Annotated in this window: 18 protein-coding genes and 1 pseudogene; 13 read left to right on the top strand and 6 right to left on the bottom strand. The window is 56.2% G+C overall.

Annotated features, from left to right (window positions below; all coding sequences use genetic code 11):
• The first annotated feature begins 221 nt into the window (after positions 1 to 221).
• The gene (locus tag AC07U5_RS20880; RefSeq protein ID WP_494724135.1) at positions 222 to 1,646 is read left to right on the top strand and encodes a cytochrome ubiquinol oxidase subunit I; all 1,425 of its coding nucleotides are present in this window, start codon (positions 222 to 224) and stop codon (positions 1,644 to 1,646) included.
• On the top strand, positions 1,636 to 2,640 hold the full coding sequence (gene cydB / locus AC07U5_RS20875; protein ID WP_062441867.1) for a cytochrome d ubiquinol oxidase subunit II: 1,005 nt from the start codon (positions 1,636 to 1,638) through the stop codon (positions 2,638 to 2,640). Before AC07U5_RS20880 ends, cydB begins: the two co-directional genes overlap by 11 nt.
• A gap of 433 nt (positions 2,641 to 3,073) precedes the next feature.
• On the opposite strand, the gene AC07U5_RS20870 is transcribed toward cydB, so the two are convergent.
• The gene (locus AC07U5_RS20870) at positions 3,074 to 3,451 is read right to left on the bottom strand and encodes a winged helix-turn-helix transcriptional regulator (protein ID WP_494724134.1); all 378 of its coding nucleotides are present in this window, start codon (positions 3,449 to 3,451) and stop codon (positions 3,074 to 3,076) included.
• A 97-nt stretch (positions 3,452 to 3,548) separates the two neighbouring features.
• On the opposite strand from AC07U5_RS20870, the gene AC07U5_RS20865 reads away from it, so the two are divergent.
• The 8 genes and pseudogenes from AC07U5_RS20865 (at position 3,549) to AC07U5_RS20830 (ending at position 14,999) form a co-directional block, all read left to right on the top strand.
• Complete coding sequence (locus tag AC07U5_RS20865) at positions 3,549 to 4,610, top strand: SDR family oxidoreductase (RefSeq protein WP_494724133.1); 1,062 nt, start codon at positions 3,549 to 3,551, stop codon at positions 4,608 to 4,610.
• A gap of 534 nt (positions 4,611 to 5,144) precedes the next feature.
• Positions 5,145 to 5,465, top strand: coding sequence for a PepSY domain-containing protein (locus tag AC07U5_RS20860; RefSeq protein WP_062441223.1), 321 nt, complete (start codon positions 5,145 to 5,147; stop codon positions 5,463 to 5,465).
• A gap of 74 nt (positions 5,466 to 5,539) precedes the next feature.
• Positions 5,540 to 6,142 carry a hypothetical protein gene (locus AC07U5_RS20855; protein ID WP_062424418.1) on the top strand — a complete coding sequence of 201 codons (603 nt, stop codon included), beginning with the start codon at positions 5,540 to 5,542 and terminating at the stop codon, positions 6,140 to 6,142.
• Positions 6,143 to 6,314: 172 nt separating this feature from the next.
• Positions 6,315 to 7,475 carry a glycosyltransferase family 4 protein gene (locus tag AC07U5_RS20850; protein ID WP_113176021.1) on the top strand — a complete coding sequence of 387 codons (1,161 nt, stop codon included), beginning with the start codon at positions 6,315 to 6,317 and terminating at the stop codon, positions 7,473 to 7,475.
• 71 nt (positions 7,476 to 7,546) lie between these two features.
• Positions 7,547 to 8,686 (top strand): annotated as a pseudogene (locus tag AC07U5_RS20845) (glycosyltransferase family 1 protein); the annotation flags it as partial.
• Positions 8,687 to 8,799: 113 nt separating this feature from the next.
• On the top strand, positions 8,800 to 12,042 hold the full coding sequence (locus AC07U5_RS20840) for a glycosyltransferase (RefSeq protein WP_494724132.1): 3,243 nt from the start codon (positions 8,800 to 8,802) through the stop codon (positions 12,040 to 12,042).
• Positions 12,039 to 14,348: a glycosyltransferase gene (locus tag AC07U5_RS20835; protein WP_494724131.1), complete on the top strand. Its 2,310-nt coding sequence runs from the start codon at positions 12,039 to 12,041 to the stop codon at positions 14,346 to 14,348. The genes AC07U5_RS20840 and AC07U5_RS20835 overlap by 4 nt, the downstream gene beginning before the upstream one ends.
• A 447-nt stretch (positions 14,349 to 14,795) precedes the next feature.
• Positions 14,796 to 14,999 carry a cold-shock protein gene (locus tag AC07U5_RS20830; protein ID WP_062424416.1) on the top strand — a complete coding sequence of 68 codons (204 nt, stop codon included), beginning with the start codon at positions 14,796 to 14,798 and terminating at the stop codon, positions 14,997 to 14,999.
• A 161-nt stretch (positions 15,000 to 15,160) separates the two neighbouring features.
• Here the strand turns inward: AC07U5_RS20830 and AC07U5_RS20825 are convergent, their stop codons facing one another.
• Together AC07U5_RS20825 and AC07U5_RS20820 are read right to left on the bottom strand one after the other, a co-directional pair.
• Positions 15,161 to 16,057: a YihY/virulence factor BrkB family protein gene (locus tag AC07U5_RS20825; protein ID WP_494724130.1), complete on the bottom strand. Its 897-nt coding sequence runs from the start codon at positions 16,055 to 16,057 to the stop codon at positions 15,161 to 15,163.
• A gap of 126 nt (positions 16,058 to 16,183) precedes the next feature.
• On the bottom strand, positions 16,184 to 16,330 hold the full coding sequence (locus tag AC07U5_RS20820; RefSeq protein WP_494724129.1) for a hypothetical protein: 147 nt from the start codon (positions 16,328 to 16,330) through the stop codon (positions 16,184 to 16,186).
• Positions 16,331 to 16,353: 23 nt separating this feature from the next.
• Between AC07U5_RS20820 and AC07U5_RS20815 the strand changes: the two genes are divergently transcribed.
• Positions 16,354 to 16,584, top strand: a complete 231-nt coding sequence (locus AC07U5_RS20815; protein ID WP_113176015.1) for a hypothetical protein — start codon at positions 16,354 to 16,356, stop codon at positions 16,582 to 16,584.
• 189 nt (positions 16,585 to 16,773) lie between these two features.
• Here AC07U5_RS20815 and AC07U5_RS20810 read toward each other — a convergent pair whose 3' ends face one another.
• Entirely contained in the window at positions 16,774 to 17,985 is a 1,212-nt protein-coding gene (locus tag AC07U5_RS20810) for a CHASE3 domain-containing protein (protein ID WP_113176014.1), read from the bottom strand.
• Positions 17,986 to 18,279: 294 nt separating this feature from the next.
• On the opposite strand from AC07U5_RS20810, the gene AC07U5_RS20805 reads away from it, so the two are divergent.
• On the top strand, positions 18,280 to 19,749 hold the full coding sequence (locus AC07U5_RS20805) for a sensor domain-containing diguanylate cyclase (protein WP_494724291.1): 1,470 nt from the start codon (positions 18,280 to 18,282) through the stop codon (positions 19,747 to 19,749).
• Positions 19,750 to 20,108: 359 nt separating this feature from the next.
• Complete coding sequence (locus tag AC07U5_RS20800) at positions 20,109 to 22,175, top strand: ATP-dependent helicase (RefSeq protein ID WP_494724128.1); 2,067 nt, start codon at positions 20,109 to 20,111, stop codon at positions 22,173 to 22,175.
• A 107-nt stretch (positions 22,176 to 22,282) separates the two neighbouring features.
• Here AC07U5_RS20800 and AC07U5_RS20795 read toward each other — a convergent pair whose 3' ends face one another.
• Positions 22,283 to 22,993: a GntR family transcriptional regulator gene (locus AC07U5_RS20795; protein ID WP_494724127.1), complete on the bottom strand. Its 711-nt coding sequence runs from the start codon at positions 22,991 to 22,993 to the stop codon at positions 22,283 to 22,285.
• 129 nt (positions 22,994 to 23,122) lie between these two features.
• The gene (locus tag AC07U5_RS20790) at positions 23,123 to 24,361 is read right to left on the bottom strand and encodes a Zn-dependent hydrolase (RefSeq protein WP_494724126.1); all 1,239 of its coding nucleotides are present in this window, start codon (positions 24,359 to 24,361) and stop codon (positions 23,123 to 23,125) included.
• Between the last annotated feature and the right edge of the window lie 8 nt (positions 24,362 to 24,369).

The following is a 24,369-nucleotide window of genomic DNA, read 5'->3' as shown; positions in this document are numbered from 1 at the left end:
GATGTCCTGCGAGCCCTGAGCGTGGCTTTCCAAGATCAACGTCGCAAGCAAGCAGATGGTGGCGACAATAGACGTGACATTGCGTCACGCGACGCCATGCGTCCTTGGAAGCTCTTGAGATGAGCTTACTATGCACTCCATCGACTCTATGAAGTGGTAACGCCTGCCCGGAACATCGGGCTACATTGCTAAGTTCGAGGGTCCTCAGTGATGGAGTCACCATGACCTTCCTCGGCCTCGAAGCAGAAATGCTGGCGCGAATACAGTTCGCGTTCACCGTCTCATTCCATTTTCTCTTTCCCGCGTTCTCGATCGGGACAGCGAGCTATCTCGCCGTTCTAAACGCACTATGGCTGTGGAAGCGGGACGAGGCCTACCTGAAGCTCTTCGAATACTGGAAGACTATCTTCGCAGTGACCTTCGCGATGGGCGTCGTGTCTGGGATCGTCATGAGCTATCAATTCGGCACGAACTGGTCCGCGTTTTCAGACAAAGCCGGACCAGTTATCGGACCGCTGATGGGGTACGAGGTCTTGACGGCGTTTTTCCTTGAGGCGGGCTTCCTCGGTATCGCGCTGTTTGGCCGCAAGCGTGTTGGCGACACCGCGCATATGGTGGCGGTCGCCATGGTAGCTGTAGGCACGCTGATTTCCGCAACGTGGATCACGTCGGCCAATAGTTGGATGCACACGCCAGCTGGCTTCAGCGTCGACGCGAACGGCATTTTCGTGCCTGAAGATTGGTGGAGGATCATCTTCAACCCTTCCTTCCCCTACAGAATGACCCATACCGTGCTGGCAGCCTTCCTGACCACGGCCTTTGCCGTGGGCGCGGTCGGCGCCTGGCACTTGCTGAAGGATCGGACGAACCGCCAGGCCCGCATCATGTTCTCGATGGCGATGTGGATGGCGGCGATCGTCACGCCTGCTCAGATTTTCGTCGGCGACCTGCATGGCCTGAACACGCTCGAAAATCAGCCAGCGAAGATCGCAGCTATGGAGGGGCACTACGAGACTCATAAGGAAGGCGCCCCTCTTGTCCTCTTCGGCATACCGGACGACGGAGCAGAGACCACTCGCTACGCGATCGAGATTCCCAAGCTCGGCTCGCTGATCCTGACGCACTCGTTGGACGGCGAGATCAAGGGTCTAAAGGAATGGCCGCGCGACCAACGTCCCCCGGCGCTCATGCCGTTCATGACCTTCCGGATCATGGTCGGCCTCGGTTTCCTGATGCTCGGTGTCGGGCTCTGGTCGGTATGGGCCCGCTGGAAAGGAACGCTGTATGACACGCCATCGCTTCATCGTGTCGCGGTGGCCATGGGCGGCTCCGGTTTCGTGGCCGTCCTTGCCGGCTGGTACACGACTGAGGTCGGTCGTCAGCCTTGGACGGTCTATGGGCATCTGCGAACTGCCGAGAGCCTGTCGCCGGTTTCCGCTCCCGCAGTCGGGACCTCGCTGCTTATCTTCATCGCGGTGTATTTTGTCGTCTTCGGCGTGGGCGTCTACTACCTGCTGAAGCTTATGCGACGTCCGCCAACTCCGCTCGACACGGATCAGGAACTTGACGCCGGCCCGATCCGGACGGCAGGCATCGTGCCCGGCGCAACGCAGGATCATTCGCTTGGAGGCCGCCATGGACATTGATCTTTCCTTCGTCTGGGCGGGGATCATCGCCTTCGCCGTCCTCGCCTATGTTGTACTGGACGGTTTCGACCTCGGGATCGGCATCGTCTTCCCGTTCTTCCGAAAGCGTCGCGACCGCGACGTCATGACGAATTCGATAGCTCCCGTATGGGACGGCAACGAAACATGGCTGGTTCTCGGGGGCGGCGGCCTCATGGCCGTATTCCCGCTCGCCTACGCAATCATCATGCCAGCGCTCTATATGCCGATCATACTGATGCTGGTCAGCCTTATCTTCCGAGGAGTCGCATTCGAGTTTCGATGGCGAACCCACCATGAATCCCATCTCTGGGATTTTGGTTTCTGGATCGGATCTTCGGTAGCAGCTCTCATGCAAGGTATTTCTCTCGGCGCACTTGTGCAGGGCGTCGCGGTCACCGGTAGGCAATACGCAGGCGGCTGGTGGGACTGGCTCACACCCTTCTCAATCCTGACCGGCGTCGCCGTTCTCACAGGCTACGCGCTACTCGGCGTGACATGGCTCAATCTCAAGACTTCGGGCGATATACAGGCGCGGTCGGCAAAGCTCGCGCGTCCCCTAAGCCTGGCGCTTCTGGCGCTGATTGCCATAGTGTCGCTCTGGACACCGTTCATCAACCGGATTTACTTCGAACGCTGGTTCGCCTGGCCCACCGCCTTTTTCTCGGCCTTGGTACCGTTGCTGCTAGCGGCTTGTGCTTTTGCGCTTTGGAGCGGGCTGACCCAAGGGAAGCACCTGCAGCCGTTCTTGTCGGCGCTCGGCGTGTTCGTGTTGAGCTTTGTCGGACTTGGGATCAGCTTCTATCCCTACATGATACCCGGTGTCCTGACGATCAAGGAAGCGGCCGCACCAGAGAGTTCGATGAAGTTCCTGCTCGTCGGCGCCATGATACTGGTCCCCATGATCCTTGCCTATACCGCTTACGCCTACTGGGTCTTCCGCGGAAAGATCGATCCGGAAGAAGGATATCACTGATGGCCGAGGCCCTTCGCAAGACGGCCTGGTTTATCGCCCTATGGCTGGCCGGCGTCGGTACTGTCGCGGTGATCGGGCTCGTCATCCGCCTGTTTTTGAAATAGCTCAGCTGCCCTCTCAGTGAAGCATGCGGAAATAGGGCGATGAGCCACGAGCGAGCTCTAAGGCGACCAGCCGTTTCTTAGAAACGCCGAAGCACTCCGGCTCTCGGCCTCTGCGATAACAGGTGCATTGCAGCGGCGGCCTTGTTTAAAAGCCCCCCCGGACTGAGCGCGATGAGGGATGGAATGACGTCGCTTGAGCGATCTTCTTGCAAGAAACGTGATCTAGCGCTTTCACGTTTTAGCCTTACACGCTCTGCAGCATCGGCGCTAAGATCTGAATCGAGCTTCGAAAAATCGAGATGGGTACACTGAATTGACCGCATCGCGGTTTAGCGACTTGAGGTGGTGCGAGGTTCGAGTGCATCCAGTGCATCAGCATTGTCCCTCCCCCAGCCGTAGAGCATCTCTACGGGCTCGACGAAACGATTGCCTAAATCGGTCAGTCGATATTCGACGGCCGGTGGTCTTGTTGAATGCACATGGCGCGAGACCAGACCTGAACGCTCCATCTCCTTCAAAGTTTGCGTGAGCATTTTCTTTGAGATGCCCGGCAGGCTGCGTTCCAGCACGCCGGTCCTGGCTGTACCTTGGTGAAGCTTGTGCAGCGTGTGCAGAATCATGCTCGTCCATTTCGTCGAGAAAAGTTCCAGCACCCGGCGGGGCGCGCAGTCCTCGCGCCACTCTTCCTCATCGCTGCCCGGCCTCATGTAGTCACCTCTTGGTATCTATGTCCCCAACTGGTGCCGTCTGGATGTCGAGCGACTGGATGCCCAACTCTGACGAGATCGCAAGTGGAGTATCATCATGGTTAGAACAGCATTGGTCGTTGGTGCAAGCGGGATCGTCGGCGGCGCGACCTCAGAGCTTTTGCTGAAAGAAGGCTGGAAAGTCTATGGTCTGGCAAGACGTCCAAAGGATCACGCCCAGATCATTCCCGTCGCTGCCGACCTGCAGGATGCGCGCCAAACAGCACAGGCGCTGAGCGATGTGAAGCCTGATGCCGTCTTCATCAGCACATGGGCGCGTCAGGAGACCGAGGCAGAAAATATCCGCGTGAACTCGTCCATGGTTCGGAATCTGCTGCATGGTCTGAGCCCAAGCAATCCAAACATGCACGTGGCGTTGGTCACCGGTCTCAAGCACTACCTCGGTCCCTTTGAGGCCTATGGCAATGGCACCTTGCCGCAAACCCCATTCCGTGAAGAACAGGGCCGACTTGATGTCGAGAACTTCTATTACGCGCAGGAAGATGAGCTTTTTGCTGCCTCCAGCCGTGATGGGTTTACCTGGAGCGTGCACCGTCCGCATACAGTCATAGGGCAGGCCGTTGGCAATGCCATGAACATGGGAACAACCCTTGCCGTATATGCCACCATCTGCCGAGAGACGGGACGTGCTTTCCGCTTTCCCGGGTCTTCGGCCCAATGGAACGGTCTGAGCGACATGACAGACGCCAACCTCTTGGCGAAGCATTTGCTGTGGACGGTAGAGACACCGCAGGCCCACAACGAGGCGTTCAATGTGGTCAATGGAGACATATTCCGCTGGAAGTGGATGTGGGAGCGGATCGCCAACTGGTTTGACATCGAGCCTGCAGAGTTCGATGGCACCATGAGTCCTCTTCTAGAGCAGATGAGTGAGGATGCTGCGATCTGGAGCGACATCGCGAAACGCGACAGCCTGGCGGAGTCCGACATAGACCGCCTCGCATCTCCATGGCACACCGATGCGGATCTGGGTCGTCCCATCGAGGTGGTCACCGACATGGGCAAAAGCCGACGTCTGGGCTTCAGAGAATATCAACCCACAGACGATGCGTTTTTCGCCCTTTTCGAGAGCTTGCGTAAAAACCGCCTTATTCCATGAAGGAGAGGATTGCTGCTAGAGCGCCGGGCGTCCTATTGGACGCCCAAGGGACGCTTACCCTTTTTGAATCGACGCATCGTGCTTTCCGAGCATCGAGTCCGATTTTCGGGCCGATGCTGTCGCTCGATCGCGAGATTCTACCGCTTCAAAAGTCACGACAAATTATTCGAGTGAAAAAGTAAGGCCGCGGTGAAAAGCCAATGGATGAAGGATAGATCGTGCCGAGGTTTAGCGGAATTGATGAAACTCACGCAGTTGGAGCTGAAATCTCCTACCTCTGGTGCTGCCGTCAGTTGTGGGACAGTGCCTGCTTCAACATAGATAATTTCCACCCAGCAGGGGTGACGGGAACAAACCCGCGACGCCGGGTGTGACGGATCGATCCATTTTCGCTGTCCTTCGTGAACACGAGCCTATCAAGACAAACGCGGTTTAGCCCGTGCTTAAATTTCTCAGCGCCAGGAACGAATGTTGGGGGTTCCAGTTAGGTCTTAGGGGAAACACGAAACGCAACCCCCACGAGAGGAAACCATCATGAAAAAGATCATCCTAGCAGTGGCGCTGCTGAGCGCCACGGCGATGTCTGTTGCTGCCCAGACGTCGGCTCCAGCAACCAGCACAGATGGTAACACGCCTGCAGTCGCGACTCCTGAAACCAAGAATCCGACCGCTCCTGTCGAGGGTGCTAACAGCTTCACCGAAGCGCAGGCAAAAAGCCGCATAGAAGAAGCCGGCTATTCCGACGTCAAGGACCTCAAGAAGGATGACAAGGGAATCTGGATGGCCGCTGGAATGAAGGACGGCAAGTCCGTCATGATCTCCATGGATTACCAGGGCAACATTGTCGCCAAGTAAAGCGGCGTGCATCCGGCGGTGATCTTAAGGCCAGATCTTGCATCACTACTATTTACGCAATCGAGGACAACCCGATGAAAACTGTAACTGGACTATTCGACGACAATGCGGATGCGCATTCGGCAGTGACTCAACTAGAAGCAGCAGGCGTGCCATCGAATGACATCAGCATCGTCTCGAACAACGCTCATCACCACGATGGCAGCGAATCCAAGGCCGCAGAAGGCGCTGGAACGGGCGCTGGCATAGGTGCAGTTGTGGGCGGTGCAGGTGGTCTGCTGACCGGCCTCGGCCTCATGGCCATCCCGGGTGTCGGCCCTGTCGTGGCCGCCGGTTGGCTTGCAGCAACCGCTGCTGGCGTCGCCGCTGGTGCCGTGGCGGGTGGTGCGGCAGGTGGTATCGTAGGTGCCATGACGGACTCAGGTGTCTCTGAAGAAGACGCTCACGTTTATGCGGAAGGCGTACGCCGTGGCGGCACTATCGTGACCGCAAAGGTGGACGACGGCATGGTTCCGGAAGCGGAAGCTATTCTCAAGCGATCGAACTTGGTCGATCCAGCAGCGCGCCGTGACGCTTACAAGAAAGAGGGTTGGAACCGCTTCGACGACACGCTTGATCCCTATGACGCCGACCAGATCAAGACCGAGCGCGATCGTTACAACCGTCCCGCTCTCTGAACTGACATCGGTAGGGGCTCTTGCCGCTGCCCCCTTGGTTTGCGGGTACGTGCCGCACGCTGGAAATGATTTGGGCCGCTTTCGGGCGGCCTTTTTCCTTAGGGGTGGAACTCACCACTCCTAAGATGGGCGCCGTCCAAAACCACTCGTGCGAAATTGGAATACGTTCGCGATGAGAGAAACTCAAACACTCAGACGCCTCGTTGTGATCAGCGACTTCCAGGACGGAGATGCCTTTTCGGGCGTCGTGCCGTCTATTGAAGAGTTCCAAATGCAATGGCAGAGCGGCGAACGCGGCAAACCCGCATCGCAATGCACAGAGTTGGCTGATGTTCGCGTCGAAGGCGGTTATATTGAACGTCTGCCTCTTGCCTGCATAAAAGCGGGTTTGGTCGATGTCGTGGAAATTTGGACACATTGGCGCGGTGAGAGCCCTCCCGCGGCGGACATGCGCCAAGCGCCCCTTATCATCCGCCGTGCGTTTCAGTTGAACGGACCGAATGCGCCGTTTCACTCCAATGATATGGTGGCCCATCTTGCCACATTCGGCCCGCCGGAAATCCTTTGCATATGGGGTCTTGGCGTCTCACAGGATATATTGAACGCCTGCGGGCCAAGCTATAAAATATATAATTCCATTGATGCCCCTGCTCTACGCATTCCGCCAGAGGTGAGTCAGTGCTTCGATCTGATTTTGACAGGAGCTGAATGGCAATCACAGGAGGTGAGACAGCGCCATCCGCAGATGGCAACCGCGGTTTTGCCGATCGGGCCTGAATTCGCATCAGAAACGCAGTTCCACCCCATTGTTGGACCGAAACCCTACGACATCGTCTATGTCGCTGCTGCCCAAGCCTATAAACGTCACGACATCCTGTTCGACGCTTTGGAAAAGCTGCCGCGATCGATCCGCAGTCTGTGCGTTTTCGGCTATGGGGAACTGGGCGATGACTTGCGCCAACGTGCGCTTGACCTCGGTATTGACGTTGACTTCATCGGCCCGCCGGGTGTTCCCTTTGCAGAGGTCAACCGACTGATGAACCTCGCCAAGATCGGCGTCGTCTGTGGCATTGATGACGGTGCCCCCGCCATCCTCACTGAATATATGCTGGCCGGTCTTCCTGTTCTCGCCAACAGTCGGCTGCGCTGCGGATTGCAATACATCACTCCCAAGACGGGATGGGCCGCACCGGCAGAAAGCTTTCACGAAGCGATTTTGTTGATGCTGGAAAAACTCGATGATTTTTCTCCCCGGCAAGCCGTCATCGACAATTGGACGTGGCCGCACTCCGTTGAAAAACTGCGCAAAATCATGCGCAGGTCAAAGAGTTAGAAAGTTCACCCTCGCCCGGAACAAAGCTTATTTCGTCCGGTTCGGTTACGTCCTCAAACCCGGATGCCTCAATGAACCTTTCTAGCTCGATCTCCTCGCAGTCACTTGCAATCAACGAGCGGGAAGCACCGCTCATCTGTTTTTCGCATTTGCGGTGGGATTTCGTCCTGCAGCGTCCCCAGCATTTGATGGCTCGCTTTGCGAAGCAGAGAGCTGTCTTTTTCTTCGAAGAATATATACCTACAGACCACCATCTCGCTTACTTTGAAATCCATCCATTCGAGGGCACTACCGTCAAATCGATACGCCCGCGTGTTCCTCATTGGTGGAATGCAGCCGAGCGTAACCTGGCCTTAAGTCGACTTCTGGATGAGTTTCTAGCAATGTCAGGCGCACGACGGCCAATTCTCTGGTTCTACACGCCCGCGATGTACGAGTTTGCGCGTCATATCGATGCGGCCGCGGTCATTTATGATTGCATGGACGAGCTTGCGAACTTCAGGTTCGCACCGGACCGCATGAAGGACATGGAAGCTGCATTGATGGCGCGGGCCGATGTTGTCTTCACCGGCGGCTACAGCCTTTATGAGGCGAAATGCAAGCAGCATAGCAACATCCACCCGTTCCCATCTGGTGTCGATGTCGATCATTTTCACCAAGCCCGGCAAAGGGTTGTTGAACCGGCCGATCAGCAAGCCATCTCCGGCCCAAAGCTTGGTTATTACGGCGTCATCGATGAGCGTCTGGACCTCGAACTCATTGCAGCCCTGGCTGCGGCAAGGCCGGATTATTCCTTCATTTTCATCGGACCGATCGCCAAGATTGCGCCGGAGGATTTGCCGAGGGCACAGAATATCCACTATCTCGGACAGAAACATTACGGCGAATTGCCAGCCTACGTCTCAGGCTGGGACGCTGCCCTCATGCCTTTCGCATTGAACGGTTCTACCCAATTCATCAGCCCTACGAAGACACCAGAATATCTGGCCGCCGGTCGTCCTGTGATCAGCACGGCGATCAAGGATGTCATCCGTCATTATGGAGAGGTGGAAGGGGTTTTTATCGCCAGCGATCCGCAGCATTTTGCGCAAGCCTGCGACGACGCTCTGTTGCTGGCAAGAAGCGGCAACGCATGGTGGAAACCTGTCGATCAGATGCTGGAAGGTTCGTCGTGGGACAAGACATTCACGGCGATGGAGGGGCTCGTGGACGGCGTCATTTCCAGCACCGGTTTTGCCCATATGCAGGCTGCTAAAGGCACGTCGCGGAAGACAACTGCCAGCAAACCAATGATCCTCGGCGAAGTCGTAGGCGCGCCCGGTCTATGAGCGAAAAACCGCGCAGGATCGTCCTTGCAACCGATAGTCTGGATCCATCCGGCATGGGCGAGCACATGCTGACACTGGCCCGTGCTCTTGACGAGGAGTGGAGCGTAACCGTTGCGGCCTATGCCGACACTGAAGGTGATTTCCTGTCGCGAGCCGCACGCTCCGGGCTCGCCATCAAGGCCATCGATGATATCGAGACATTCGGGTATTGGCTGCATGCCACCGGCACATCGCTCCTGCATGTCCATGCAGGTATCGGCTGGGAGGGTCATCAAATTGCAACGGCGGGTCTTGATGCCAACATAGCTGTCATCAGGACCGAACACCTGCCCTATCTTTTGACGGACAAGGACCAACAGCAGAACTACGCCCGCCAGTGCGCATCGCTTTCCCACCGCATCGCCGTATCACAAGCCGCCCTCGACAGCTTCGAGGATAATGGTGTCGATCCCGAGCATATCAGCCTTGTCCGCAACGGTATCTTCGCACTGAGACCGGATGGGGAGAGACAAGCGGCTCCAGTCAACGGACTTGACGGTAAAACCGTTCTTCTGTCCGTTGCTCGCTTTTCCAGGCAGAAAGACCATGCAAGCCTGATCGCGGCCATGCCAGCCGTTCTAGCTGCCCACCCGGATACTGTCCTCCTTCTGATTGGCAGGGGCGAAGAACTGGAAACGATCAAGGGTCTGGTAGAGGCAGCGTCCCTCCAGCAGCAGATCCTGTTCCTGGGTCACCGAACCGATATCGCCGATCTCATGGCGCTGGCCGATCTCTTCGTTCTTCCTTCCAAATTTGAAGGATTGCCGCTGGCCGTGCTGGAAGCCATGTCTATCGGGCTCCCCGTCGTCGCGACCAATATTGGTGGAAATATCGAAGCGCTCGGCTCCTGCCATCCCTTTCTCGCCGACCCCGGCAATCCTGCCTCGCTGGCGGAGGTCCTTATCAGCGCGCTTGAGGATCCCGCAGCGGCAAGGGTCGCCGGGCAATCCGGCGCGCAACGTTTTCAGACACTCTTTTCCGCCCAGCGCATGGCGGCCGAGACCGCCTCCGTTTACCAGCGCGTTCTTTCGCACGCCGCACCCCTCACACAAGGACACGCTTCCATGGAAAAAACGCGTATCGGCTTCATCGGCGCGGGCGGCATTGCCAACCGCCATCTGGATATTCTCAGCCGTTTTGAGGATGTCGCGCTCGTCGCTTTTGCTGATCCGGATTTCGCCCGCGCCGAACAGGCCGCCAGCCGCTTCGGTGCGAGGGCCTTTGAGAGCCACCGCGACATGCTGGAAGCACAGCCGCTGGACGCCGTGTATATCTGCGTGCCACCATTTGCCCACGGTGAGGCCGAGCGGGATCTGATCGCCAAAGGCATCCCGTTCTTCGTTGAAAAGCCGATCACCCTGGATCTGGCATTGGCGGAAGAACTGAGCGCCGCCGTCACGGCTGCCGATCTGATTACCGGCGTCGGCTATCACTGGCGCTACCTCGATACAGTCGAGGAAGCTCGCAACCTGCTCCAGGATAATCCCGCCCAGCTTCTTTCGGGCTACTGGCTGGACCAAACCCCGCCGCCGCAATGGTGGTGGAAGTCGGAGATGTCCGGTGGGCAGATTGTGGAGCAGACCACCCACATCATCGATCTGGCTCGCTATCTTGTCGGGGAAGTCACCGATGTCTATGGCCGTGTCGGTTTCAAGGATCGGAGTAATTTTCCCGGTTTCGACGTGCCCGGCGTCACCACCGCAAGTCTCACCTTTCAGTCCGGGGTCATCGCCAACATCTCATCCACATGCCTGCTTGGCTGGAGTCACCGCATCGGTCTCAACATTTTTGCGGATCGTTTGGCCATTGAGCTGACCGACCATGATATCATGGTCGACGTTGGTGCGGGGCGACCGACCCGCCGTGCGGATGGCGATCCCGTCTGGCGTGAAGACCGCGATTTCATCGACGCGGTGCGTGGAGGCGAAAACCATATACGCTGTACTTATCAGGATGCGCTTGCCACCCATCGCATCGCCCTCGCCGTGGTGCAATCGGCTCGCAGCGGCGAGCCCGTGGCGGTCGACCAACCCACCGTCACTCGCAACCCTGCTTCACCGCTCCATCACGAGCCGCGAAATGACCCGCCACCTGGGCTGGCGCCTGGTCACCGCATCATCCGTTCGCTTGGCATCGAGGCACCGGGCAAGGCTTTTTTCTTTGATTACGAGGAGGGTCCTCCCGGCGACGGTCAGGTGCGGATGGACACGCTCTATACCGGTTTTTCGGCAGGTACCGAGCTCACCTTCATGAAAAACACAAATCCTTACTTTCACTCCCGGTTTGATCCGGGACGCGGCGTATTCCTGAAAAACGAACCGGACCTGAATTATCCGGTCCCCTTCCTCGGCTATATGGAAGTGGCACGCGTTGCAGAATCCCGCACCTCCGGTTTTGGTGAAGGCGATATTCTCGCGACCACCTATGCGCATAAATCCGGTCACACTGCGGACCCGTTTCACGATGTGCTGGTGCCGATGCCTGACGACATCGACCCCATGCTCGGTGTCTTCGTTGCGCAGATGGGCCCAATCGCTGCCAACGGCATTCTCCACGCGGATGCGGATGCGCTGGGACAAACGATATCCACCTTCGGTTCAGGAATTGCGGGCCGCCAAGTCGTCATTATCGGTGCAGGCACGGTCGGTCTGATGACGGCGCTATTTGCTCAAAGGGCAGGCGCACTTGATGTCATCATCGCCGATCCCTCGGAATTTCGCCGCAACAAAGCACAATCAATGGGGTTGACGGCGATGACAGAGGATGCTGCCTGGCAGCACACCAAGGCGCGTTGGCACAATGGCGTAGGGGATCGCGGCGCAGACTTCGTGTTCCAGACCCGGGCGCACCCCCAAAGTCTGCACGTCGCGCTTAAAGCGCTTCGTCCGCAAGGCACGGTCATCGATCTCGCCTTCTATCAGGGTGGGGCTGACGCGCTGCGGCTTGGCGAGGAATTCCACCACAACGGCCTCAACATTCGCTGTGCCCAGATCAATCGCGTCCCGCGCGGACTGGATGGCCTGTGGACAAGGCGGCGCCTGGCGCACGAAACCATCGGGCTCCTCCGATCACACGGCAAGATCATTCGCGAGCACATGATCACGCATGTTGTCCCTTTTGCAGACGGTCCACAATTTCTGGCAGACCTCGTCACGAACCGCCCGGATTTTCTGCAAATCATCTTCGCGGTCAACGAATGACGCTTCACGAACAACCCATTCGCATTCTCTTCGTCTTCGCATGGCTGGTCGTGGGCGGCGAGGAGACGGAAGTCAGGCTTCTCGCCCGGCATCTGGATCGCAGCCGCTATCGTCTGGATGTCGTTGCCTGTTTCCACAAGCCGAACATGCCGCACCAGACGCACGAGCAACTGCGAGAACTTGGAGTAGAGGTGGATACCACCCCCTACCACCTTTCATTTGAAGACACTGTTGCCTATCTCACCAACAAGATACCAGGTTATGACATCGTCATATCCTGCCAGAACGTCGCCGATATCTATCCTGCGCTGGAACGGCTGCACTGGCGCCCGCCGCTTATCGAACATGGCGGGCTGGTATCTGAGGCGCTTGCCGGACCGAAGCATTTCACCAGTCGCTATGTCGGCGTATGCCGCTCTATCCGAGACGCAGCCGCATCTGTCATGCCGGGGCGAGAAGGCGATGCCATCGAAATTCCGTCGATGGTAGAACTGTCGGATTTCGAAGTCCCTCAAAGGGCCGCCATAAGAACATCGCTTGGCGTGAACCCGGACGAGACCCTTATCGGCTGGGTCGGCAGGCTGGATCCCAAAAAAAACGTCGAGGATTTCATCGAAGCTGCGGCACTGGTTCATGCCCGCGATCCGAGAACCCGCTTCGTGATCATAGGCGGACCGGACGCCTTCCTTCCAGACTATGCTGTACACCTGCAGTCACTTGCAACGAGCCGAAATTTGGACCGCGTGTTGCACTTTCTGGGTGATCGAAAGGATATCCCGACCCTGCTGTCGGCGATGGATATTTTTGTTTGGTTGTCAAAGGGCGAAGGCATGCCACATGTCATCGCGGAAGCCGGCGCTGCCGCCCTCCCCGTCATTGCCACACCCGATAACGGCGCGATACAGCAGATCGAAGACGGTGTGAGCGGTATTTTCGTGCCGTATAACAATCCCTCCGTCGTTGCCGAAGCCATGGAACGGCTGATAGCAAACCCCGCTTTGCGTGAGACCCTAGGACAAGCGCTCCGACGGAAGGTGGAAGCCACATACAGCGTTACAGCTGTCCTTCCTCAATGGGAAAAGCTGTTTGCTGAGGTGCTGAGTGGGCGAAAGCCTTCCGGACCGACGGGTCTGTTCAAGTCTTTCTTACAAGGCGGCTTCGAATGCTCGACGCACCGGCTCCGCTCTACCGGCTCAGCTGAAGGTCGACGTCTCGACATGATTGCTGCGGTCGGTCACGACGTGCATGCGGCTCGAGATTACAACCAGCTTGCAGACTTCAACATTCGAACCGTTCGCGATGGCTTTCGTTGGCATCTTATCGAAAGACAAGGCGGCTATGACTGGTCAAGCATTCGTCCGATGCTAAGGGCGGCCCAATCAACCGGAACGCAGGTGATCTGGGACTTACTGCACTATGGATGGCCGGACGATCTCGACATTTGGTCGCCGCAGTTTGTAGATCGATTTGCCCTGTTTGCCGGCGCATGTGCTCGATTGGTGCGTGAGGAGAGCGATGATGTCCCGTTCTATTGCCCCGTCAACGAAATCTCTTTCTTCTCCTGGGGCGGCGGGGATGCCGGCTATCTCAACCCCTTTGCGAATGGCCGCGGATACGAGCTCAAGGTACAGCTTGCCCGAGCGGCGATTGCTGCGATGGAAACTATCCTCATGATCGAGCCGCGAGCGCGTTTCGTTCACTGTGATCCGGTCATCAACGTCATCACCGATCCCGCCCGACCGTGGGAAGCGGGTGCCAGCGAGGGCCACAGGCAAGCGCAGTTTCAAGGTTGGGACCTTATCGCAGGAAGAATGTGGCCCCAAATCGGTGGTAGGCCGGAGCTTCTCGATATCATCGGCGTCAATTACTATTTCAACAATCAGTGGATCCATGGCGGTCCTCCGATCGATATCGGCCATCCACTTTACAAGCCGCTGAGCAAGATACTGGCTGAAACCTATGCCCGCTACGGCCGACCTATTCTGATTGCCGAGACGGGTATCGAAGACGAGCGGCGAGCGGAATGGTTCGAATATGTGGCTTCGCAAGGAGCGAAAGCGATGCAGGCAGGTGTGCCTCTCGAGGGCATCTGCCTTTATCCCATCATCAATCATCCCGGTTGGGACGATAACCGACCTTGCTTCAACGGACTTCTTTCCAGCGATATAACCGCGGAGAATGCCCGCTCGGTCTACCAGCCCCTCGCCGATGTATTGAGATCGAACCAGATGCCAGACGGAGGTCATCTTCACTCATACAGCCCTCTCCCATCTTTGGTCTACAATGGAAACAAACAGCGCTCCTAAAGCATGTCGCGCAAAAGTGTGAAGCGGTTTTTCGATAACGACATGCGACAAAACAAAGGCCTTAAGCGAAGGAGCGAATCTGAAAGATGGCGACACGCTTTAGGTCACGCTCTCTCCGAGTTTTCTCCTGAGTGAGAGGACGACGACCGTCGCCGGTTTCCCGAACGCCTGGACACTGGCCGCCAATCCGATCTGGTGCCGCTGACAACGCAATCGTGCCCAACCGAGCCGCTGATCACGATCATCCCAGTTTCCCTCTTCCAATCGAGACGCTGGATGAGCGTCGCCACGCTCTGGGCCCCAGGATGGAGGGCGACCTGCAGATGCGTGGCTGAGCGAAAGAGCCATCTCCGTTTGCGGCCCAGCGTCGGTAGCGTACGGAAAAACTTGAAGTTGAACGCAACAGTCGATATTGCGGCAGTTTCCAATCGATAAAACGAGGACAACATGGCAACTGGTACTGTTAAATTTTTCGCACAGGATAAGGGCTTCGGCTTCATTACCCCAGACAACGGCGGTCCGGACGTCTTTGTTCATATCTCCGCGGTGGGCTTCGGTGGCGCTTTGACCGACGGACAGAAGGTTAGCTATGATGTCGGCCAGGACCGTAAGACGGGCAAGGCAAAGGCAGAGAACGTAACTGTTCTGTAATTACGCTATGGCCCCGTCTCTATTGCCGGGGCCACGCACAACCTGACAACACCGCAGCAGACTCGTTGTGATCGCAAAATGGTAGCCTCAACGAGAGCACATGTTTGGGCGTAAAATGCCGCCTCCACCCAGTCGCTGCATGCTGCCCGCGCCTCGCCGGATCACAAACTCCCGTCCCTGACCGCTTCACCAACAGTGTCAGCAACATAAGCCCCACGCTCCCCCATTGGCTTCGGTGAGCCGGTTGTCGAATCCTTGCGCGTTTGATGCTCGAGTTCGGCGTTGATCTCTGCTCCGACGATCAGGATAACGACCGAAATCCACACCCAGACCATCAACCCAATGAGGGCGCCGAGAGTGCCGTAGGTCGCATTATAGTTCGCGAAATTCTCAAGGTAGAACGAAAACAGGACGGAGGCGACCAGCCAGAGCACCGTGCTGAAGACGACGCCCCAGCTTAACCATTTGATCTTTGCTTCTTCGCGGCTCGGACCGTACCGGTAGATCATTGAAATTCCGCAGCCGAAGACAAGGATGATGAATGGCCAACGCGCTAGACGGGCAAGAAACTCCTGCCAATCATCAAGCCACAGATACTTCAGAACTGCGGGCAGCACGCCAATAGCTGCAATCAGAATGATTGCGACGACAAGCGCGCAAAAAGTGAACCCCAGGGATAGAAGGTTCAAACGAACCAGACTGCGCTTTTCATCTTCTTGATATGCGACATTCATCGCGTCGAACAAGGCCTTCATACCGCTATTGGCGCTCCAGATCGCTACGAGCAAGCCGCCAAAGAACGCCAGACTTCTTGTCGATGTCGCCTGCTGCGTGAGAGATGTCAGCTGGTTCATTATCAAATCGAACGATCCAGGTGGGAAGACACCTGCAAGGAAACCGATGTGGGCCATAATCGCCGTGGGATCTGCGACAAATCCGTAGAGTGCCACCAAGGCACCGAGTGCCGGAAACAGCGACAGCAACATGAAATAGGTGACGCCAGCAGCAATCAACGTCACGCGATCAGCCATGATCGCCTTGACGACGCGCCAGAACACATCCCTTAAACCCTTTGCCGGAATGTCCTGTGGTGCCTCGGCGTCACGGCCGCGATCGCCCCCAGTGTCGTCGCTCATTGATCTCTCCAGCATGCTCGTTCTGAAACCGCATCATAAACGAAATAGCTAACGTTTATCGCCTGTTAAGTTGCTTTTTCCCCATGCCATTCCGAACAGAGTTTGTCTCCTCTTCAAGAAAATCGGCACCGGCAATTGCATCACGGTTTGTTTCAGGGCATCACAATCCGGCAGTACCAGCTGCATATTCTTCATTTGCAAATCCCGAGGAGGTACAAATGGAAGGTGCACCCGTACGTTTTAGAGCAATAGAGGACTGTGAGGCTTCAGGAATTTCCATCCCGGCCGGTCCATACATCGGTCGAGAAAAAATCCAGGCGACGGATAACGATCCGGCTGGACGGGAATTTCTCTACAGCCTCGACATGGCTGACAAAGGTACAAGCCTAGACGTCACGCCGCTGGTTGAACTTGGCAAAATCACCGTTGTTCGGCAAATTGCGCTCTAGCCAAACAATCGAAGATCGCGTCTCCTGCGAAACCCTCCAAGTTGGAGGGTTTCCTTTACCCTCATCCGAACAGATCCGCGATCGCGCTGATTTCGTGCTTACAAGGTAACGTTTCCGGCTGAGAACGTTTCTCGCTCCGAAGGCCTTTAGCATACCCCTTGCCCGTGGAACCGAGAGCGTTGAACATATCTAGGCGGCTTCGCGAACCCTAAACGTGCTGATCGGTCGAGAGATATTTTTGACCTGCTGGAAACCAGCGTCTTCAAACTTTAGCTTTCTCTGCTTCCTGATGTGATCCCTGACGGACCGGGAGACACATATGCCTCCGGGCTCAGCGATGCCCTCAAGCCGAGCGGCGATGTTGACGGTGTCACCGAATATGTCTCCGTTATCTATGATGACGTCTCCGACATTCATTCCTATTCTAAATAGAAGGCGATCGTCGTTTGGCCTGTCGGCATTGTGCGTCACCATAAACTTCTGGATCTGGAGCGCACAGTCGATCGCTGAAAGCGCGCTTGGAAATGCCGCAACGATGCTATCGCCCGCTGTCGTTATGATCACACCACTATTGTCTTCAATTATCGTATCGATGACGTCTCTTGCCGCCTTTAAACGCTCGAGAGTATCGGCCTCATTGTTTTCCATCAGCCTGCTGTAACCAACAAGGTCAGCTGCCATGACCGCCATCAGGCGCCGGTCCGCGTGCGAAAGAAGTTCATCTCTCGTCCTTTCAGCCGCTTTCGCCCGCGTGACCGTGGCGCGCACGACCAGTATCGCCATACCGCCGACCATTATGGCGAACAACAAAAGGAGAAAGTGCATCCGCGTCTTCGCAGCGCTGGCTGCGTCGGAACGTTTTGCAAGTTGCTCCAGTCCATCCTTCTCCATCTGAGCCAACACAGACCGGATCCCATCCATGAGGATTTTACCCTGCCCGGTTTTTACAAGCGCAATCGCGCCGCTGTCGTCCCCATTGCGATGATATTCCACGCTTTGTTCGAGCTCGGACTTCTTCTGGGCAACCAGACTCCGCAGGGTCGGGATGCTTCCTGTTTCGACAGATGCGTCTTCCGCTCCCGCAGCAAGCTTATCAAGCATCCCATCAAGCGATTCCATCGCGGTGGTATATGGCTTAAGGTAAAGCTGGTCGCCCGTGAGGAGGAACCCTCTCTGTCCGATTTCTGCGTCTTGAATGTGGGACATGAGGCTGGAGACATCTGTGAGATATGCAACGTTTCCCCGGACCGCCTCATCTGCCTTTTTGTCTTCTGACGATATCCAGAACGACAGGTAAATTGTCATGCACACACCGATCGTAACGACTGAAAGCGCGATTGGCATTGCCTTCTTTGCGAGCTGTTTGGAAATACTGGTTTCGATAGATGAAGTTCGGCGCATGCGTGCGGCTCCGCCAAGATAAAAGACTTCGAAAAGCAATCGGGAGATTCAATCCGCAGCTTGCGGAGACAAACGAATGACGACGAACATTGTTCAACGTCCCGCCCGTTAACATTCGCTTGGATTGACCTTGTGTGTCGCGCCTGCGGAAATGCCGATCCTTACGGGCTCGCACGCGCCAACCCATCTTTTGATCGAGGACTTTCAATACTATTAAAGCACCGGTTACATATTATTCGTAAAGTCTCGGCAGCGCGGTCCACTCCAGTGCTTGAACTTACCCCAGGAAATCCGATGATCGATGCTTTAGAGTCCGATATCTTCAATCTTGCGCCGATCGCCATGTGGATCGAAGATTTCAGCGGAGTGCAGGCGCTTTTCGATGACTGGCGCTCAAAGGGAGTGACCGATATCAAAGCGTTCCTGAGAGAGGATCGCAGTCGGATTCATGCCTGTTCGACGCGGATCCGCGTCACCGCTGTCAACGCCAAAACTCTGGACCTTTTCGAAGCGGATAGTCTCGAGCACTTGGTCGACAATATCACTTCCGTCTTCCGCGATGATATGCTGGACACTCACATCAACGAACTGTCCGCGCTCTTCGATGGCGCAATGTCTTTCTCGAGCACGACCGTCAATTACACGATTTCCGGACGCAGGCTCGACATCCAACTGCGAGGAACAGTTCTACCAGGTCATGAAGAGACGCTCGGCAGGGTTCTTTTGACCACCGAGGATATCACCGAGCGCGAAGACGCCCGTCGTGCAGAAGCCGAACAAAGGCGTCAGGCGGAGGGCATTTTCCAGCATTCCCCGGTATCGCTATGGATTGAGGATTTCAGTCGCATCCGCACGCTGATTGAAGACATCCGTGACCGCGGCATTACCGACTTCCGCACATTCATGGACGTTCACCCGGAATTTGTGCGCCAATGTATGAGCGAGATTAAGGTTATAGACGTCAATCAGTCAACGCTCGATCTGTTTGGCGCAAGAGATCAAAACGATCTTCTGCACCGGCTTGGCGAAATTTTCCGTGACGACATGGAGAAACCCTTCCGAGAACAACTGATGGAGCTTTGGAACGGCAATCTCTTTCATCACCGCGAAGTGGTGAATTACGCCCTAGATGGTTCAATGCGTCACATCTTGCTGCATTTCTCCGTGTTCCCGGGTCACGAAGGCGATTGGTCTCGCGTACAGGTGGCGCTCGCCGACATCACAGCACGCAAGAAGGCAGAAGCCTATCTCGAATATCTCGGAAAGCATGACGTCCTCACCAAACTCTACAATCGCGCCTTTTATGCCGACGAGATGAACCGCCTCGAGCGCAAATCGCTGCGCCCTGTCTCAGCCGTCATCATTGACCTCAATGGCTTGAAGGAGGCAAACGATCAACTTGGGCACGACGCAGGCGATGGACTCTTGCGCCGCTTCGGCGAAATCCTCAATGGCGCGGTGGCGGCGCCGAACCATGCCTGCCGGATAGGCGGGGATGAATTTGCGGTCCTGTTGCCCGGCGCAGATGCAAAATCCGCTGCCACAATGATGGAAACAATCCTTGAACTTCTGCGGATCAACAATCAGTTTTACTCGACTCCTCCTCTGAGCATGTCCTACGGCGTGGCGACCAGTGAAGCAGACGAGACAATCGAGTCTGTCGTCAAACGTGCTGACGCACTCATGTATGAAAACAAGAAGGCACATTACGCCTCTATCAATCTTGGCGGCGCCCTGACCCGAGCGGAAGCTCGGAGACGATAATCCGCGGCAGAATCGAACCCTGACTCCAGGCTGTCACATGACGAAGACGTCTGGGTACTAGTGATTGGTGCCTGCTAGGCCACGCCAAGCATCATCAGTTATTTAAGTCGCTAGAGTTGGCGCACTGATCGTGCAATTGACAGCCTGAGCGCCGCCGCCAAAACTTGCGCATGTTTTGGAAATCAAAGTCGCATTCTCTAAAAACGAGCCGCGTCGGATTTTCGTCCGACCATTCTCCTGCTCTTCTGGAAGAAATCATCGCTCGACGGCATGAGAACCTTCCATACCGCAAAAGAGTCACGTATGTTCAGCCTTTGTTCCAAACCCTCCTTTGCAATCTGAGCATTAAGTAAGATCTTATGGCCGTCGCCTATCTCGAGAAACTAAATGAGCAACAGCGTAAGGCCGTCGAGCATGGCGTTGGACTGGCTGAGGGCGAGACGGGAGGACCTCTGTTGATCATCGCCGGTGCAGGCTCCGGCAAGACAAACACGCTGGCGCACCGCGTCGCTCATCTCATCGTCAATGGTGCCGACCCTCGGCGCATTCTTCTCATGACCTTCTCACGCAGAGCAGCATCGGAAATGTCCCGCCGCGTTGAGAGAATCTGCCGCAATGTGCTGGGCTCTAACTCTGCGATCTTGACGGACGCACTTGCGTGGTCCGGCACATTCCACGGTATCGGCGCAAGGCTGCTGAGAATGTATGCCGAGCAGATCGGTCTCAACATGGACTTTACGATTCACGATCGGGAAGACAGTGCGGACCTGATCAACCTGGCGCGTCATGAGCTAGGCTTTTCAAAAACTGAAAGCCGATTTCCCACCAAGGGCACCTGTCTTGCGATCTATTCCCGCACGGTAAACTCCCAGACGCCGTTGAGCGAGATACTGCGTCAGCACTATCCCTGGGTGGCGATGTGGGAAGAGCAGCTTAAGGAATTGTTTGCGGCCTATGTAGAGGCAAAGCAGAGCCAGAACGTTCTCGACTACGACGATCTCCTCCTCTACTGGGCGCAAATGGTCGGCGATCCGGATCTAGCCGATGATATCGGCAAGCGGTTCGACCACGTTATGGTTGACGAATATCAAGACACCAACAGATTGCAGGCCTCGGTCTTGATGGCGCTGAAGCCGGGTGGTCGCGGTCTGACTGTGGTTGGCGACGATGCCCAGTCGATCTATTCCTTCCGCGCTGCGACGGTCCGTAACATTCTCGACTTCCCGTCGTCATTCACCCCAGCCGCTGACATCATCACGCTCGACCGCAATTACCGCTCGACGCAACCGATCTTGGCGGCAGCGAACAGCGTCATCGAACTTGCACGTGAGCGTTTCACCAAGAACCTGTGGACGGAGCGGGAGTCGCTCGAGCGCCCGAAACTTGTCACAGTCAAGGACGAGACCGAACAGGCTAACTTCATCATCGATCAGGTGCTTGCCAATCGCGAAACGGGAATGACGCTCAAGCAGCAGGCCGTTCTCTTTCGAACATCAAGCCATAGTGGTGCACTTGAGGTTGAGCTTACCCGACGCAACATCCCCTTCGTCAAATTTGGCGGTCTCAAGTTTCTCGACAGCGCCCATGTAAAGGACATGCTATCCGTCCTCCGTTTCGCGCAAAACCCGCGTGATCGGGTCGCCGGATTTCGCCTGCTGCAGATGCTCCCAGGCATCGGTCCGAAGAAGGCTGGTGTTATTCTCGATACTATCTCGTCTGATCCTGAACCGATCATGGCACTTGCGGAAATCCCGCCGCCACCAAAGACGGGTGCAGATTGGACATCTTTTGTGACGCTCCTCGCTGGTCTTGGGAAAACGCAGCAAGGGTGGCCCTCGGACATAGCTGAGGCCCGTCTTTGGTACGAACCCCATCTTGAGCGGATGCATGAAGATGCCGATACGCGTAAAGCTGACCTTCTACAGCTTGAGCAAATTGCTGGCGGATACGCGTCCCGCGAACGGTTTTTGACCGAACTGACCCTTGATCCTCCAGATGCTACGAGCGACCAGGCAGGAGTCCCTTTGCTCGATGAGGACTACCTCATCCTCTCGACAATACATTCTGCGAAAGGCCAGGAATGGCGCTCAGTGTTCATGCTGAATGTTGTCGATGGCTGCATACCGTCTGATCTAGGCACGGGGACGACACAGGAACTCGAAGAAGAGCGGCGTCTGCTTTATGTAGGAATGACACGCGCGAAGGACAGCCTGGCGCTGATTACGCCGCAGCGATTTTTTACCCATGGGCAGAACTCGCAAGGCGATCGACACGTCTATGCATCACGGTCCAGGTTCATCCCAGCAACTCTGCTTCAATATTTCGAAACTATGACTTGGCCCAAAGTTTCGGCTGCGGCATCTGAGCGTAGTGCACAGCAAATTCGCATCGATGTCGGCGCGCGGATGCGCGAAATGTGGAAGTAGTATTGCCAGGGCGCGCCCTTTAAGCGACGGCGGACCCGTTACCGTTCGGAAACTATGCATGCGCGCACACAGCATCTTGCCCGTAGACCGGCGATCGACCAGAAGGGTTAAAGGTCCTGAAGTCCATTAAGCAAAGCGATATGGTCTCGTCCACTGATTGCGTCTGCATCTGTTTGAACGACATACTCTATCACGGCCGAAATGCCACTGAGATGACGTCTGAGCAAAGTCACGGCCTCATCCTCATCACGGGCCTTTATGGCCGTAGAGAGTGCTACGTGCTCTGCGATTACCTCATCGAAGTAACCGATCTTTGGAAAGCCACGGCGGCGCACGCGATCAAGCTGACCGGTGGCATTGTGGATTGTTTGCCAGATGTCCGGAAAGCCTGAAATCCTGCACAAGAGACGATGAAATTCGTTGTCGACGTTGAAGGCCTCATTTACATCGCGCCGCTTGGCGGCGTCGTGCTGGCGGAAAATCAAAAGGTCAAGGTCGCGTTCATAAACGGGATCGAAGTTGCGCGCCGCAAGCCTTATGGTGCGCATCTCAAGGCTTGAGCGAACCAGATGGCCTTCGATGACCTTTTTCATGACGATCTTGTTGATGAAGGTGCCGCCGCTGGGAACGATGTTGACCAGACCTTCTTGGGCTAAACGCAAGACTGCTTCGCGCATCGGGGTGCGCGAGATACCCAACTCTGCACAGGTATCTTTTTCGCTAAGCGTCTCTCCGGGTGCCAGCTTCATGGTAATGATTGCGTCGCGGATGACATTATAGGCCCACAGTGCCTTGGGTAGGCCCGCGCCTTCGGTCACGCTCGTGTCACCTAATCCCAGTTTCGTGTGTAAGTTCACCCAATGCCTCTTTCGCGCAGTTCAATAAGTACAACATAGTATCACATCGCCCGTTTCCCGTACCATGGGATGATGTCTTGCCGCTGAGCGTCAGAGCTCGTTGGCGATCTTAAGGGTCATGTCGAGGAGAACTCTGGCACCCGCTGCAACTTGATATGGTTCACACCACTCTTTCTCACTGTGGGAGATGCCACCTTTGCAGGGGACGAAGATAATGGCGGTGGGGCATATCTGCGTCATCGATAGGGCGTCATGCGACGTCAGCGTCGGCAGCGTCATGGATGGATAGCCACGGTCCGCTGCTGCTTCCATTACCTGTCCGCAAAGCTCACTCGATAGATCCAGCCGTTGGCGATAATGCGAATTGGCGTTGTCTATCGATAGCCCAGTCTCATCCGCAATCCGTTTTACAGCAGACTCGATGCGGTTGATAATCGCGGCCCGACCCGGCTCCGTCGCATGAACGACGACATATGATAGCTTGGTCAAGTGCGGAATGTTTACTCGGTTGTTCGGCCAATTGCGGATGACTGTGGCGCTCACCATTCCATCGGGCTCGTTCTCCGCGCCTATCGCCTCGATCTCTATAATGAGTTGAGCTGCCGCAACCAGAGCATTCCGACGCTTTGACATCGGTGCGGTCTGCGAATGGCCATTCTCGCCTTTGATATCGATGAATCCGCTGCAACCCCAGGAACTATTGGAAACGGCGGCGATCGTTACACCGGCCGCCTCCATCTCTGGTCCCTGCTCGATATGCAGTTCTAAATATTTATGCACTGGTCGACCACCGACTGCACGGGATCCCGCATACCCGATGCGAACAAGCTCGTCGCCGAGCAGCGTTCCTTCATCGTCCTTGCGTGACAAGGCTTCATCGAGCCGCGAGAGCCCGGCAAAAACGCTGGACCCCATGATGCCCGGCTGAAACCGCGCGCCTTCCTCGTTGGTAAAGTTGACGATCTCGATTGCCCGTTTTGTCGCAATGCCTCCGGCATTCAACGATCGCACAACAGCAAGTCCAGCGAGCACGCCGAGGACGCCATCGAATTTGCCACCGGGCATCTGGGTGTCGAGATGGCTGCCAATCATCAGTGGCGGCAGAGACGGGTCTTCACCTTCCCGCCTTGCAAACATGTTGCCGATCTCGTCTACCGTGACTGTGAGGCCGGCCTCCTGCGCCCAGTAACGAAACAGGTTGCGGCCTTCCCTGTCCGCGTCAGAAAGGGCCGGGCGAAAGCTGCCGCCGCCCTCGGTGGCGCCGATTGCCCCCATCGTCATGATGTCGGCCCACAAGCGTTCGGCGTTAATGTCAGGTGACGCTGTCATGGTCTATC

It is taken from the genome of Agrobacterium sp. GW821-FHT02D03 (assembly GCF_059421725.1).
Note: the sequence above shows the minus strand (reverse complement) of the source record. Positions and strands in the feature narration are given on the sequence as shown.